This window comes from Streptomyces rubellomurinus, from assembly GCF_000961885.1.
Lineage (GTDB): Bacteria > Actinomycetota > Actinomycetes > Streptomycetales > Streptomycetaceae > Kitasatospora > Kitasatospora rubellomurina.
On the sequence record NZ_JZKH01000066.1, the window covers coordinates 32,511 to 45,742 of the forward strand.

At 76.2% G+C, this 13,232-nt stretch carries 11 protein-coding genes; 8 read left to right on the plus strand and 3 right to left on the minus strand.

What is annotated here, in order from left to right:
* The first annotated feature begins 71 nt into the window (after nt 1–71).
* Both VM95_RS26780 and VM95_RS26785 read left to right on the plus strand, forming a co-directional pair.
* Nucleotides 72–524, plus strand: coding sequence for a MaoC family dehydratase (locus VM95_RS26780; protein WP_045701227.1), 453 nt, complete (start codon nt 72–74; stop codon nt 522–524).
* Nucleotides 525–806: 282 nt separating this feature from the next.
* On the plus strand, nt 807–2,066 hold the full coding sequence (locus VM95_RS26785; RefSeq protein ID WP_052707602.1) for an MBL fold metallo-hydrolase: 1,260 nt from the start codon (nt 807–809) through the stop codon (nt 2,064–2,066).
* A 66-nt stretch (nt 2,067–2,132) separates the two neighbouring features.
* On the opposite strand, the gene VM95_RS41855 is transcribed toward VM95_RS26785, so the two are convergent.
* Both VM95_RS41855 and VM95_RS26795 read right to left on the minus strand, forming a co-directional pair.
* Nucleotides 2,133–4,958 carry a DUF7824 domain-containing protein gene (locus VM95_RS41855; protein ID WP_107073106.1) on the minus strand — a complete coding sequence of 942 codons (2,826 nt, stop codon included), beginning with the start codon at nt 4,956–4,958 and terminating at the stop codon, nt 2,133–2,135.
* Entirely contained in the window at nt 4,931–6,361 is a 1,431-nt protein-coding gene (locus VM95_RS26795) for an SWIM zinc finger family protein (RefSeq protein WP_107073107.1), read from the minus strand. Before VM95_RS26795 ends, VM95_RS41855 begins: the two co-directional genes overlap by 28 nt.
* Nucleotides 6,362–6,497: 136 nt before the next feature.
* On the opposite strand from VM95_RS26795, the gene VM95_RS26800 reads away from it, so the two are divergent.
* Nucleotides 6,498–7,463 carry an acyl-CoA thioesterase gene (locus VM95_RS26800; protein WP_244178958.1) on the plus strand — a complete coding sequence of 322 codons (966 nt, stop codon included), beginning with the start codon at nt 6,498–6,500 and terminating at the stop codon, nt 7,461–7,463.
* 191 nt (nt 7,464–7,654) lie between these two features.
* Nucleotides 7,655–8,305, plus strand: a complete 651-nt coding sequence (locus VM95_RS26805) for a TetR/AcrR family transcriptional regulator (protein ID WP_045701262.1) — start codon at nt 7,655–7,657, stop codon at nt 8,303–8,305.
* A 19-nt stretch (nt 8,306–8,324) separates the two neighbouring features.
* On the opposite strand, the gene VM95_RS26810 is transcribed toward VM95_RS26805, so the two are convergent.
* A complete protein-coding gene (locus tag VM95_RS26810; protein ID WP_425265360.1) occupies nt 8,325–9,593 on the minus strand; it encodes a sulfite oxidase in 1,269 nt (422 codons plus the stop codon).
* A 161-nt stretch (nt 9,594–9,754) separates the two neighbouring features.
* Between VM95_RS26810 and VM95_RS26815 the strand changes: the two genes are divergently transcribed.
* The 4 genes from VM95_RS26815 (at nt 9,755) to VM95_RS41860 (ending at nt 13,066) form a co-directional block, all read left to right on the plus strand.
* Nucleotides 9,755–10,540 carry an alpha/beta fold hydrolase gene (locus tag VM95_RS26815; protein WP_045701229.1) on the plus strand — a complete coding sequence of 262 codons (786 nt, stop codon included), beginning with the start codon at nt 9,755–9,757 and terminating at the stop codon, nt 10,538–10,540.
* 64 nt (nt 10,541–10,604) lie between these two features.
* Nucleotides 10,605–10,976, plus strand: a complete 372-nt coding sequence (locus tag VM95_RS26820; RefSeq protein WP_045701231.1) for a MerR family transcriptional regulator — start codon at nt 10,605–10,607, stop codon at nt 10,974–10,976.
* 142 nt (nt 10,977–11,118) lie between these two features.
* Nucleotides 11,119–12,762, plus strand: coding sequence for a BCCT family transporter (locus VM95_RS26825; RefSeq protein WP_107073108.1), 1,644 nt, complete (start codon nt 11,119–11,121; stop codon nt 12,760–12,762).
* A 121-nt stretch (nt 12,763–12,883) separates the two neighbouring features.
* The gene (locus VM95_RS41860; protein WP_045701233.1) at nt 12,884–13,066 is read left to right on the plus strand and encodes a hypothetical protein; all 183 of its coding nucleotides are present in this window, start codon (nt 12,884–12,886) and stop codon (nt 13,064–13,066) included.
* Nucleotides 13,067–13,232: the final 166 nt, after the last annotated feature.

A 13,232-nucleotide genomic window follows, 5' to 3' on the forward strand; every position in this document is an offset into this window, starting at 1 on the left:
CCAGCGGGTAGGCATACGCTTCCGGCGTTCCGGCCCCGCCTCGGGGCCCGTCCCCCTTCCAGGAGCGCACCGTGACGAGCTTCGCCTCCCTCGCCGAGCTGACCGCCGCCGTCGGCACCGAACTGGGCACCAGCGAGTGGCACACGATCGAGCAGCGGCAGATCGACCTGTTCGCCGAGGCCACCGGGGACCACCAGTGGATCCACGTGGACCCGGAGCGGGCGAAGGAGAGCACCTTCGGCTCGACCATCGCCCACGGCTACCTGACGCAGTCGATGATCCCGGTGCTGGCGAAGGAGTGCTACAGCGTCGAGGGCGTGCGGATGGCGCTCAACTACGGCTCGGAGAAGGTGCGCTTCCCGGCGCCGGTGCCGGTGGGCACGGCGATCCGGGCACGGGCCGAACTGGTCTCGGCCACCGAGGTGCCGGGCGGCGTGCAGGCGGTGGTGCGGTTCACGATCACCAGCGAGGCGAGCGCCAAGCCGCACTGCGTCGCCGAGACGATCACCCGCTTCTACGCCTGAGCGGGCCCGTGGAGCGGCTGCCCCCGGGTACGCCGTTCGGCCCGCGGCCGGCTTCCCACCGGGTCCGAACGGCCCACGGCGAGTAACCTCCGACGAGATGGTTGTCGCACCGCAGCAGGCCCTGCGGCCCCTGCGGTGCGCGCCCCGGCATGCCCGGTAGCCGTGACCGTCCCTGGAGGAGCCGTGCCCCGCCCCGCCCCGTGGTTCTCCCGCCTCGCCGGTCTGTCCGCCCAGCTCGCCCCGCCGTCCGCCGGCCCCGCCGCCGACCGCGCCGTCCCGGGTCTGGCCGGGCTGCCCCGCGCGGCCTGGCACCGCGTCCGGACCGAGGCCTTCGGGGCCGAGCCCCGGGGCGAACGGCTGGCCCGCATCCGCCGCTCGCCGCAGTACACCGACGGCGCGTTCCGCAACCCGCTGCCGACCCGCCGCCTGGTCTACGAGCGCAGCCCGCTGGAGATCACCCGCGCCCAGCTCACCGGGGACAAGACCCGCCGCTTCCCGGCCGCCGCCGTGCCCGTGCACCGGCTGCTCCCGGCCGACCTCGCCGCGCCCCCGGAGTCCGGACTGCGGCTCACCTGGCTCGGCCACGCCACCGTGCTCGCCGAGATCGGCGGGCGGCGCGTCCTGCTCGACCCGGTCTGGGGCGAGCGCTGCTCCCCGTTCTCCTGGACCGGGCCCAAGCGGCTGCACCCGGTGCCGCTGCCGCTGTCCGAACTCGGGCCGGTGGACGTGGTGGTGGTCTCCCACGACCACTACGACCACCTCGACATGGCGACCATCCGCGCGCTGATCGGCACCGACGCGGTGTTCGCCGTGCCGCTGGGCGTGGGGGCGCACCTGGAGCACTGGGGGGTCCCGGCCGGGCGGATCGTCGAACTGGACTGGTGGGAGTCGGCGGAGGTCGCCGGGCTCACCCTCACCGCCACCCCGGCCCGGCACTACTGCAGCCGCGGCCCGCGCACCAGCGCGCTGTTCCTGTGGGCGTCCTGGGTGGTGAGCGGCGGCGGGCACCGGATCTTCCACAGCGGGGACACCGGGTACTTCCCCGGCTTCGCCGAGACCGGCCGCCGGCTCGGGCCGTTCGACGCGACGATGATGCAGGTCGGCGCGTACAGCGACTTCTGGCCGGAGGTGCACATGACGCCCGAGGAGGGCGTGCGGGCGCACCTCGACCTGGGCGGGCGGCTGATGCTGCCGATCCACTGGTGCACCTTCAACCTGGCGCTGCACCCGTGGGAGGAGCCCGCCGAGCGCGTGGTCGCCGCCGCCCGGGCCCTCGGCGCCCGCCTCGCGGTGCCCCGCCCCGGCAAGCCCTTCGAGCCCGCCGACCCACCGCCGCTGCACCCGTGGTGGCGCGCCGTCTCGGCCGCCCGGTTCGACGCGGTCGGCGACGCGGGCGGTGAGGCGGGCGGCGAGGCGGGCGGCGAGGCGAGAGGTGAGGCGGTCGGTGACGCTCCGGTGGGAACGCGGGTGGACGCGGCGTCGGCGGCCGGCGGCGGACAGCCGACGGAGTTCAGCGAACAGATTTCAAACTCTGTTATCTGAAAGTTGTTCGCTGAAAGTTGTCATCTGTTACCTGTTATCTGTTATCTGTCAGCCGTCTGCCCCGGATCACATGGCGAGGAGATCGCGCAGCGTCCTCGCCTCCTTGACCGCCCGGGCGGAGCCGGTGCGCTCCGCGAGCGCCGTCACCTCGGCGACCGGCCCGCGCGCGCCGGTGCGGCGGGCGCAGTCGGCGGCGACGGCGAGCAGGTCGCCGAGGCCCCGGGTGGCCGGTTCGGCCGCGCCGAGCAGGCCGGGCAGGGCGGCCCGGAGCACCGACCACGTCGTGCGGTGCGCGCCGGTCCCGGCCGCCAGGGCGAGGGCCGCCGCCAGCCGGCCGGCCTTGACGGTGCCCCAGGCGGTGAGTTCGCCGAGTTCGCGGCCGAGCAGTTCGGCGTCCAGCTGGCCGCGGGCGGCGAGCACCAGCAGGGCGTCGACGGCGCCGGTGCGGTCCTCGGCGTGCCGGGCGCCGAGCCCGTAGGCGAGGGCCAGGTGCAGGGCGAGCCCGGCCGGGCCGCCGGACTCGGCGAGCAGCGGCAGCAGCCGGCCGGGGCCGCGCTCGTCCCGGTCGGCGCCCCCGGCGAAGTGGTCGAGCCAGCGGGCGGCGAGCTCCTCCCGGTGCCAGGGGAGCATCGCGGCCCAGTGCGTCGGGCGGATCGGCAGCCAGGACCAGTCGAAGGCCCGGCGGGCCCGGGCCACGCTGGGCTCGGTGGCGGCGAGCAGGTCCCGGAACTCCGGAGCGAGGTGTTCGACGGCCGAGCCCTTCGGCGCGGCGCCGAGGCCGGGCTGGGCGACGACCGTGCGCCGGACGTCCTCCCACCAGCGCTCGCCGTAGTGGTGGCCGTGCCGGGAGCCCCGGCCGGGCGCGAAGAGGACGCGTTCGGACGGCTGGGCGGGCAGCCCGCCGGTGCGCAGCCAGTGCGCGAGCCACCGCCCGGCGGGCGAGGCCAGCGCCTCGGCGGCGCTCAGCACCTCCTCGTCCACGGCGTCGCCGCGGGCCGGCGGCCCGACCCGCAGCAGGGCCGCCGACAGGTCGGCCGGCCCGGGCGCCACGCCCGCCTCCTCGTAGCCGGCCAGCCGCTCGACCAGCACGCGGGGCGCGAGGGCGCCGGTGGCGTCGGTCGGGGTGGCGAGCAGGTACGGCGGGCGGGTCGCGGTGACCTGCCAGGCGGCCTCCTCGAGCCGGGCGGCGAGCGCGTTGCCGTACACGGTGCCGCGCGGGGTGCGCAGCGGGGAGCCGCCCGCGCCGTGCAGGGTGTCCCACAGCCGGCGCGGCGGTGTCTCGCCGGCGAGCGCGGCGACGACGTACAGCACGTCGCCGGGCGTGCAGTCGGCCCACCGGGCGCCGCCGTGCCAGGGGTGGACCCGCCGGACGGGTTCGAGCGCGGCGAGCAGCCCGGCCCGGTCCCGGTGGGCGTGCCGGACGAGGCCGTCCAGCACCCGTTCGAAGGCGGCGACGCCGGGCAGTTCGGCGGCGAGCAGCGCGGACAGCTCCTCGGCGAGTTCGGCCGCCGAGTCGATCGGCGCCCCGAGCGGCCGCGGTGCGGGGACGGGCGGCAGCAGTTCGTCCGCGTCCGCCGCCGGGGCGCCGTCGCCGACCGGCGCGCCGAACAGTTCGCCGGCGCGCGGGTGGTGCACGGGGTTCAGCAGTTCGGCGGCCTGCCGCAGGTCGGGCAGCACCGCCGGGCCGGCGGCCGCGAGTTGCCGGGCGACGACGTTGAGCGCGCGTTCCTGCACGCCCGGGTCGGGGTGCCCGAAGGCGTCGGCGGCGGCGAGCGCCACCGGGCCGGCCCGCTCGGGCGAGCGCCGGGCGGCCCGTTCCAGCCAGCGCAGTTGGGCCCGGACGAGTTTCTTCTCGGTGCGGAACAGCACCACCGCCGAGGCCTCGAACAGCACCTCGGGCTCGATCAGCCCGGCGTCGTCGAGCCCGGCCAGCACCTCCTGGGCGTGTCCGGCGACCACTGACAGCCCGTCCAGGAGGGCCACGAGGTCGCGCAGCCGCGCCGCGTACTCCTCGGGCGTGGGGGCGAGGGCGCGCAGCAGCTCCAGGAAGGCCCGCTGGTCGGCCGCCATGCCGCCGCGCAGCAGCCGGGCCAGGCAGCGGTCGACCAGGTCGGAGCGGTCCACGTCGCCGGCGGCGGCCAGTTCGGCGATCGCCTCGGTCCAGCAGTCTCCGGGGCGGGGGCTGAGCCGCCTGGTCAACTCGTACGAGACGTCGACGAGTTCGAGGACCAGCGGGAGCAGCGCCGGGGTGAAGGGGTGGGCCCGCAGCCGTTCGGCGAGCGGCGGCCGCGGCCCGGAGTCGGTGAACGCCTGGCTGAACCAGGCGCGCACGAAGGTCTCGCTGCGCGGCACCGGGCGGCCGGTGCGCCGCAGGACGGCCGCGGCCAGCCGGTAGTACGGCCACCAGCCCCGGGTCCGGTCGGGCCGGTCGGCCAGCCGGGTGACGACCTCGACCTGCCAGTCGGCCGGCTGGGCCTCGAACAGCCGGGCCGTTTCGGGGCTGCACGCCCAGTCGCGGGGGGTGAAGTCGCTGCCGGCCAGCCAGGTGGCGGCCCCGGCCGGGCCGGGGTGGCAGCCGGCTCCGGCCAGCATCAGGGCGTGCCGGGTGGCGAGCCCGTCCTTCGACCAGTCGTCGCGCAGGTCCTTGCGCAGCGCCTTGAGGGCGGGCAGGGCCGTGCGCCGCTGCGCGCGGTCCATCGCGTCGACCAGCGCGGGTATTCGGGACGCCCGCCCGCCGCGGACGGCCGCCAGCAGCCGCTCGACCCGCTCCTCGGCCGTCACCGCCCCGGCCTCCGTCCCCTGCGCCGTCTCCGTCACCATCGCCTCCGCCCTCTCCGCCGCCGTCACCGCCGCCGTCGCCTCCGTCACGCCCGCCGCCGTCGCCCCGCGCATCCCCGCACCTCCGACCCCGCCGGACCCGACGACCCCGCCAGACCCGCCGACCCCGCCGCCTCCCGCACCATCGCGACCGCCAGCACGTGCTTGCACGGCCCGCGCCCGCCCCGGTACTTGGCCCACCACAGGCAGGTGCAGCCCGCCCGCCCCGCCGCGTCCGTGCGCACCCTCTGGAGGTGGTCGCCGACCGTGACGACGGCCGTGGCGCCGCCCTCCTCGAACCGCACCGCACCGGCCGCGACCAGCGCCCGGGCGCCCCGCAGCCGGGGGTTGGCCGCCTCGGCGCGCCCGGCATCGTACGGGAGCTGCCGGTGGAAGTGGGCGGCCTCGGCGGTGTCGTAGCCGATCTGCCCGGCGGTGCCGAGCCGGGTGAGCGCGGCGCGGACCCGTTCGGCGCCGATCCCGGCCTGCTCGGCGAGTTCGCCGGTCTCGATCCGCGGCTCCCAGGCGAGCAGCGCCGCGACCAGTTCGGCGTCCTGCTCGACGGTGCTCCCGGCGAGCGCGGTGAGCACGCCGCCCTCGCCGGAGAAGCCGCGGGAGGCGTCCGGAGACAGCGTCAGGGTGAGCCGCATGCCGGGCAGCGCCACCTCCCAGGCGGAGGCGGCCGGTGCCGCCGCGGCCGGCGGCCCGTACACCCGCAGGGCGAGCGCGTGCCGCAGCACCCGCTGCAGGGCGACCAGCCGTTCCGGCCCGGGCAGGCAGACCGCGCCGGGCACCGGGCGGGTGGTCGGCCGCAGCGTCCGCCCGGCGGGGACGACCCAGCCGGTGGCGCCGCGGCCGGAGCGCGGCAGGGCGCGCAGGAAGCGGACGGCCTCGGCGGCGGGCAGTTCGGCGCGCAGGTCGAACCCGGCGGCGACCACCTGGGTCTCGGCGAAGCCGCGCAGCCAGCGCTCCGGCAGCGGCACCTTCTTCTCCACCAGCCGCCCGTCGAGGCCGGTGACCTCCAGCGCGTCGGGCCCGACCGCGAGGTGCAGCGGATCGGCCGGGCCGATCCTGGTCAGCGCCTCCCGCAGCGGGTCGTTGACGTCGACGTTGGTGGTGCCGTGACCGATCTCGCCGCCGTCCAGCCCGGCCGCGAGCACGTCGAGCCGGGCGTAGACGCCGCAGCACCCGGAGAAGGACTCGAAGCGCAGCCGGTCCCCGTTGGCGGTGACCACCGGGTCGAGCGAGGCGCGCCGCCGCGGCTGGTGGTAGCGGGCGGCGGCGACGTCCGCGACCGCGAGCAGCGCGGCGGCGGCGGGCGCCGGGTCGGCCAGGAAGCCCGCGAAGAAGCGCGGGTTGGCCGCCGTGCCGAGCGGGGTGGCGCCGCCGGAGGTGGCCAGGTCGAGCCGCCGGCCGCCGGCGCCGTCCAGGACGGCCGACGGACGCAGGTAGGCGTACGCGTGTGCGGATTGCGTCATGCCGAGCACGCTAGGTGATGGGTCCGACAATCCCTCCACCGGGCGCCCGACTGGAACAGGTTCTACCGACCCTCCCGCCCCCGCCCGCGTTACCCAGGTCACACCGCGGCACCGCCGTCTCTGCCACTATGGGCGCGTGACCGACCTGACCGAACAGGACATCAGCACCGTCCGGACCACCGGATCCTTCGCCGGCCTGCTGGAGATCGAGCAGCTGGACGAGAACACGTTCCGGGGACACTGCCACGCCGGTGCCCCGATGCGCGCCTTCGGCGGCCAGGTCGCCGCGCAGGCGCTCACCGCCGCCGGCCGCACCTGCGCCCCGGACCGCGCCGTGCACTCCCTGCACGGCTACTTCCTGCTCCCCGGCGACCCCACCAGGCCGATCCGGTACGAGGTCGAGCGCATCCGCGAGGGCTTCTCCTACACCACCCGGCGCGTCACCGCGCTCCAGCGCGGCGCGGCGATCTTCACCCTCTCCGCCTCCTTCAAGAGCGCCGAGCCGAGCCACGACCGGCACCGCGAGATGCCCCTGCTGCCCGCCCCGGAGAGCCTGCCGGACTCCTTCTCGCACTGGGGCGCGCAGCAGCCCGCCCCGACCGCCGGCAGCGGCCCCGAGGTCGCCATGGACGGCTTCCGCGACCTCGACCTGCGCTTCGTCCCGGCCGACGCCCCGGGCGTGCCGCCGGCCGTGCCCGGCATGCCGCAGCAGTTCGTCTGGCTGCGCATCGCCTCCCCGCTGCCCAGCGGCGACCCGCTGCTGCACGTCTGCGCGCTCACCTACCTGTCCGACCTCACGCTGGCCTCCACCGCCGGGCTGCACCAGCAGCCGAACTTCCTCCAGCGCACCGAGCCGCCCCGGCTGATGATGGCCTCGCTGGACCACGCGATGTGGTTCCACCGCCCGTTCCGGGCCGACGAGTGGCTGCTGTTCGCCCAGCGCAGCCCGTCCTCCTCGGACGGCCGGGGCCTGGCGCTCGGCGAGTTCTACGACCGGGAGGGCCGGCTGGTCGCCTCCGCCGTCCAGGAGGCGCTGATCCGCGAACTGCAGCAGCGGCCGCGCCGTCGGCGGGCCGAGCGGGGCGGCGACGACCCCCGATGACCTCCGCCTGAACTCCGCCTCACCTTCGTCCGACCTCCGCCCGATCTCCGTCCGGCCTCCGCCGGACCGTCGCCCGACCTCCATCCGGCCTCCATCCGGCCTCCCCGCGCGCCCCGGTGACCGCCCGGCGAACGGAAGGGGGCCGGACGGCGTCATACTCCTGAGCGGCCCCGGCCCGTATCATGGTGCGGGTGACCAAGGTTGACCTGTCACCACGGCCGGTGGAGGCGATGTCTCCACGTCAGCTCGAACGCCGCGACAATCTGATCGCGGCCGCGCTCGCCCTGGTGAACGAGATCGGAGTCGAGCGGCTGCAGATGAAGCAGGTCTGTGAGCGGTCCGGAGTCGCCCTGGGGACGGCGTACCGCTACTTCTCCTCCAAGGACCACCTCCTGGCGGCCGCGATCGCCGAATGGCACCGCCTGCTGCTGGCCGACCTGGTGGCCGAGCTGCGCGGGCCACGCGCCGGGCTCGGCGCCACCGACCGGGCGGTCCGGTTCGTCCGGGGCGGGATGCGGGCCTACCAGCGGCAGCCCGAACTGGCCCGGCTGCGCGTCGCCGTCGCCGCCTCCACCGACCCCTTCGCCAGCGAGGCGCTGCAGGGCATGGCCCGGGCCGACAGCACCGCCCTGCAGGCGGTGACCGCGGAGGTGCCGGCGGCGGCCAGCGAGCTCGTGCGGCACATCGTCGCGCACGCCTGGCAGGGCGAACTGACGGCCTGGGTGACCGGCCGCACCACGCTCGGGGACGCCAGACGGCGCCTGGAGGACGTGGTGCGGCTGGTGCTGGCCCCGTACGAGACGCACTACCCGGCCCCGTACGAGGTCCAGTCCACCGGCTGAGCCGGCCCCCGGGCCGCCCTCAGACCACCGTCACCGGGTGCGCCACCACCGCGCCGAACAGGTAGCCCTCGCGGTTGAAGGGCGCCCGCTCGGGCTGGGTGGCGCCCCCGCGGTCCGTCGCGCGGGCGCGCAGCTCGTGGCGCCCGGGCCGCGCGGGGCGCCAGTCGAAGCTCCAGCGCGTCCAGTCGTCGGCCCGCGCCGGCTCGTCCAGCCGGGCGGGCCGCCAGCTCCGGCCGCCGTCCGCGCTCACCTCGACCAGGCGCACCGGGGCCGTGCCGGACCAGGCCCGCCCGTGCAGCCGGTGGGTGCGCCCGGCCTCCAGCCGCGCGCCCTCGGCCAGTTCGAAGGCGGACTTGACCACCTGGGCGGTGAGCGGGGCGCCGCCGGCGGGCGGGTGCCCCGGGCCGAACATCCGGTAGAAGTCGGTGTTCCACGGCGAGTACAGCGGGTGGTCGGCCACCTCGATGCTGCCGACCCACTTGATCGAGGCGACACCGACCCAGCCGGGCACCACCAGCCGCACCGGCGCGCCGTGGTCGGGGGTCAGCGGCTCGTCGTTCATCTCGTACGCGAGCAGCGCGTCGTCCAGCGCCTTGGCGATCGGCAGCGGGCGGCGCACCGGGCCGTAGTTGGTGCCGCCGACGACGTAGTCCGCGTCCAGGCCGGTCGGCAGCACGTCCACCGCGCCGCCGGTCAGCCCGGCCGCGCGCAGCACCTCGGCCAGCCGGACGCCCCGCCACAGCGCCGAGCCGATGCCGCCGAGCGCCCACGGCGTGCCCGGGACGCGGTGCCCCTGCCGGCGGTGGAAGAAGCTGCGGCCGTTGCCCGCGCACTCGATCAGCGCGCCGAGGCGGGTGGACGGCAGCGCCCGCAGGTCGTCGAGGCCGAACTCGACCGCCCGCCCGGGCGCCGGGGCGCCGCGCAGGCCGGTCCCGAACAGCCTCAGCCGCCAGCGGTCCGGGTCGATCAGCGGGGTGCCGGTGTGGTTGCGGACGAAGAACCGCTCCACCGGGACGTGGCGGCCGACGACGGGCCCGTCGTCGGCGTCGCGCAGGGCCTCCCACCGCATCTCGGCGTTGGTGTCGTGCGGAACGAACCACGCGGCGGGCAGTGGCTTGACGATTCCGGGCACGTTGACGCTTCCGGGCACGGGCCTGGGCACCTCCTCGGCGGCCACCCGGCGCGGGGCGCGGACACCGGCGCGGCCGACGCGGGCACAGGGGGCGCCCCGGCGCAGGAGCGCCGCGGCACCCGGACGGCACTGTCCGGACGGCGCTCCCGACCCCAGCGTAAGCGCTCCGGCGCGCTACGTGACCAGGGCCTCCGGGCGGGGCCCGCGGCTTGACCTTCTCACCGGTGTGAACTCCTAGCGTTCCCGGTGCCGGCGGGAAGGCCCACCGGCCACCCGTCACCGGCCACCCGTCACCCGTCACCCGCCGAGGAGCACCCGTGCCGTCCACCACCACCCGTTTCGCCCCGCTCGCCCGGATCGTCCGCGGCAGCGGCCCCGGCCTGCTGCTCGCGCACGGCGCCGCCGGCAGCGCCGCCGGGAACTGGGGCCCGCTGCTGCCCGACCTCGCCGCCCACCGCACCGTCGTCGCCCCCGACTACCCCGGCTCCGGCGACAGCCCGTACGAGCCGGGCGAGCCCACCCTGGACGAGTACGCCGACCGGCTGGTCGCCGCCGCCGACGAGGAGGGCCTGACCGACTTCGACGTGGCCGGCTACTCGCTGGGCGCCGCCGTCGCCGTCCGGATCGCCACCCGGCACCCGGAGCGGGTCCGCTCGCTGCTGCTCGTCGCGGGCCTGGCCGGCGGATCGGCCCGGCAGAGCGCACTGTCGGAGACGATGGTGCGCCTGCGCGACCGGCCGGCCGAGCTCGCCGACCTGATGCTCACCGTCGTCTTCGGCCACAGCTGGGTGGACGCGCTGCCCGCCGACCGGCTGGCGGAGCTGCGGCAGGCGCTCAACTCCCCGCAGCCGGACGGCTTCCCGCAGCAGTTCCGGCTCGCCGCCCGGACGGACGTGCGCGCCGAGCTGGCCTCCGTCGCGGTGCCCGCCACGGTCGTCGGCGCCGCCGAAGACATGCTCGTCCAGCCCGCCCAGCACCGCCTGCTGGCCGCGGGCATCCCCGGCGCCCGCTACGTCGAACTCCCCTGCGGGCACCTGCCGATGGTCGAGGCACTGCCCCAACTGCGCGACGTCGTCCTGGACTTCCTGAAGCCGGGATCCTGAAGGACCGGGCCGCCGGACGGCCGCGGCCGGGAACACCCCGGCCGCGGCCCGCGTTCGCCCCGTCATGCGCATCGGAGAACTCGCCCGCCTGACCGGGGTATCCGCCCGGCTGCTCCGCTACTACGAGGAGCAGGGCCTGCTCCGGCCCGCCCGCACCGCGGCCGGCTACCGCGAGTACGGCGAGGAGGACACCGTACGGGTGCGGCAGATCCGCAGCCTGCTCGCCGCCGGGCTGCCCACCCGGGTCATCGCCGAGACCCTGCCCTGCGCCACCGGCCCGGTCCCCGCCCTGGTCGCCTGCCCGGACCTGCTCGCCACCCTGCGCGGCGAACTCGCCGACCTCGACGCCCGGATCGAGGACCTCACCCGCAGCCGCCGGGCGCTCTCCCACTACCTGGCCGGCGCGCACGCGCCCGGCGAGGAGCGCGCGGCCTGACCGGCCGGGCGGAGCCGAGGCCCGACGGGACGTAGGTCCCGACCCTCGGCTCCCCCGGCGCGCCCTCCACCCGCTCACCGCGCGGACTGGACATAGTGCGACATACCGCTTGAACCCGCGAGCATGTCGAGAGGTCCACCCGATGAGCAGCCAACCGCCGCAGACCGACCAGCGCGTGAAGGAGCCCGACGAACCCGCCGGCACCCTCCCCACCGACCGGACGGTGTTCGGCGTCAGCGCCGTGCTCGTCCTCGGCGTCGTCGCCTGGGGCGTGTTCGCCGAGGACTCCCTGGGCAGCACCTCCAGCACCGCGCTCGGCTGGGTGCTGCACAACTTCGGCTGGCTGTTCACCGTCGCCGCCGACGTCTTCCTCGCCCTCACCGTGCTGCTCGCCTTCAGCCGCTTCGGCCGCATCCGGCTCGGCCGCGACGACGACGAACCGGAGTTCTCCACCCTCGCCTGGGTCGCCATGATGTTCAGCGCCGGCATGGGCATCGGCCTGATGTTCTACGGCGTCGGCGAACCGCTCCAGCTGTTCGCCGCCCCGCAGCCCGGCTCCGGCCTCGAACCGCAGAGCGCGGCCGCCGCCCAGCAGGCCCTGGAGTTCTCGCTCTTCCACTGGACGCTGCACCCCTGGGCGATCTACGCGGTCGGCGGCCTCGCCCTCGCCTACACCACCTTCCGCAAGGGCCGCGGCAACCGCGTCTCCGCCGCCTTCGTCCCGCTGATCGGGCAGCGCGGCGCCGACGGCCTGCCCGGGAAGGCCATCGACCTGCTGGCCGTGTTCGCCACCGTCTTCGGCTCCGCGACCAGCCTCGGCCTCGGCGCGCTCCAGGTCGCGGACGGGCTCGGCTACATCTCCTCCGTCCGCAACACCCAGAACGCCCAGCTCGTCATCATCGGCTCGCTCACCGCCGCCTTCGTGCTCTCCGCCTTCTCCGGCGTGCACAAGGGCGTCAAGTGGCTGTCCACCGCGAACGTCGTGCTCGCCTCGCTGATCATGCTGTTCGTCTTCCTCTTCGGGCCCTCGGTGTTCGTCCTGGACTCGATCCCGTCCACGGTCGGCGGCTACCTCTCCGACCTGCTCGGCATGTCCACCCAGACCGGGGCGTTCACCGACGAGAGCTGGCTCGGCAGTTGGACGATCTTCTACTGGGCCTGGTGGCTCTCCTGGGCGCCCTTCGTCGGCACCTTCATCGCCCGCATCTCGCGCGGCCGCACCATCCGGCAGTTCCTGCTCGGGGTGCTGCTCGTGCCCAGCGGAGCCACCGTCATCTGGTTCTGCGTCATGGGCGGCACCGCGATCCGGCTCGTCACCACGGGCGCCGCCGACCTCGTCGCCACCATCCCGCGCGGCGCCGAGGCCTCGCTGTTCGAGATGCTGCGCTCGCTGCCGCTCGGCTCCGTCACCAGCGTCGTCGCGGTCCTGCTGGTGATGACCTTCTTCATCACCAGCGCCGACTCCGCCTCCCTCGTGCTCGGCTCCCTCTCCAGCCGGGGCTCGCTCCACCCCCGCACCTGGCTGGTCGTCGTCTGGGGCGTGCTGATGGGCGGGGTCGCCGCCGCCCTGCTGCTCGCCGGCGGGCTCACCGCGCTGCAGAACGCCACCATCCTGGTCGCGCTGCCCTTCGTCGTGGTGATGCTGCTGCTGTGCGTCTCCCTGGTGAAGGAACTGCGCGAGGACCCGGCCGCCGGGCCCTCCCGCCTGCACCCCTCGCACGGCCTGCGCGACGCCGTCCGGGTCGCCGTCGGCGAAGCCCTCGCCGACCAACGAACCCGCCGCTGACCTGGGCATACGCCCCACCCGCAGCCGGGGTGGGGCGGGTGCGACCAACCGACGCCCAACCCCCGTCCGGACTTCACCCGCGCGTACCGACCGTTCACACCGCACTGGAACCCTCCCTGTCATGAACGCCAGCCCTCCGACGCCCTACCAGGAACCGCGCTTCCCGCTGCCCCAGCGCCACCGCCGCCTGCTCGCCTGCACCGCCGTCCTCGCCTCCATCGCCCTCGGCACCTTCGGCGTCGGCGCCACCGTGGAGACCGTCCGGCACGGCACGGCGACCACCGCCGCCACCGCGAGCAAGTAACCGGCCCGCCCCCTTCTCGACCCCTCCCCGGCACCGCCGTCCCACCCGGAGGCGGTGCTCTCGGCTTTCCGGCGCGCTCTCCCACGCCCCGCCTCGGCGGCGGCGCGTGAGGCCCGTGAGGCCCGTGAGGCCCGCGCGGGCGCTACGGGCGGGGGCGGTCCCGGGG

Bases quoted from the DNA above. Each gene is read 5' to 3' on its own strand.
- VM95_RS41855 (WP_107073106.1), bottom strand. From the start codon at position 4,958: ATGCGCGGGGCGACGGCGGCGGGCGTGACGGAGGCGACGGCGGCGGTG.
- VM95_RS26795 (WP_107073107.1), bottom strand. From the start codon at position 6,361: ATGACGCAATCCGCACACGCGTACGCCTACCTGCGTCCGTCGGCCGTC.
- VM95_RS26820 (WP_045701231.1), top strand. From the start codon at position 10,605: ATGCGCATCGGAGAACTCGCCCGCCTGACCGGGGTATCCGCCCGGCTG.
- VM95_RS26825 (WP_107073108.1), top strand. From the start codon at position 11,119: ATGAGCAGCCAACCGCCGCAGACCGACCAGCGCGTGAAGGAGCCCGAC.
- VM95_RS41860 (WP_045701233.1), top strand. From the start codon at position 12,884: ATGAACGCCAGCCCTCCGACGCCCTACCAGGAACCGCGCTTCCCGCTG.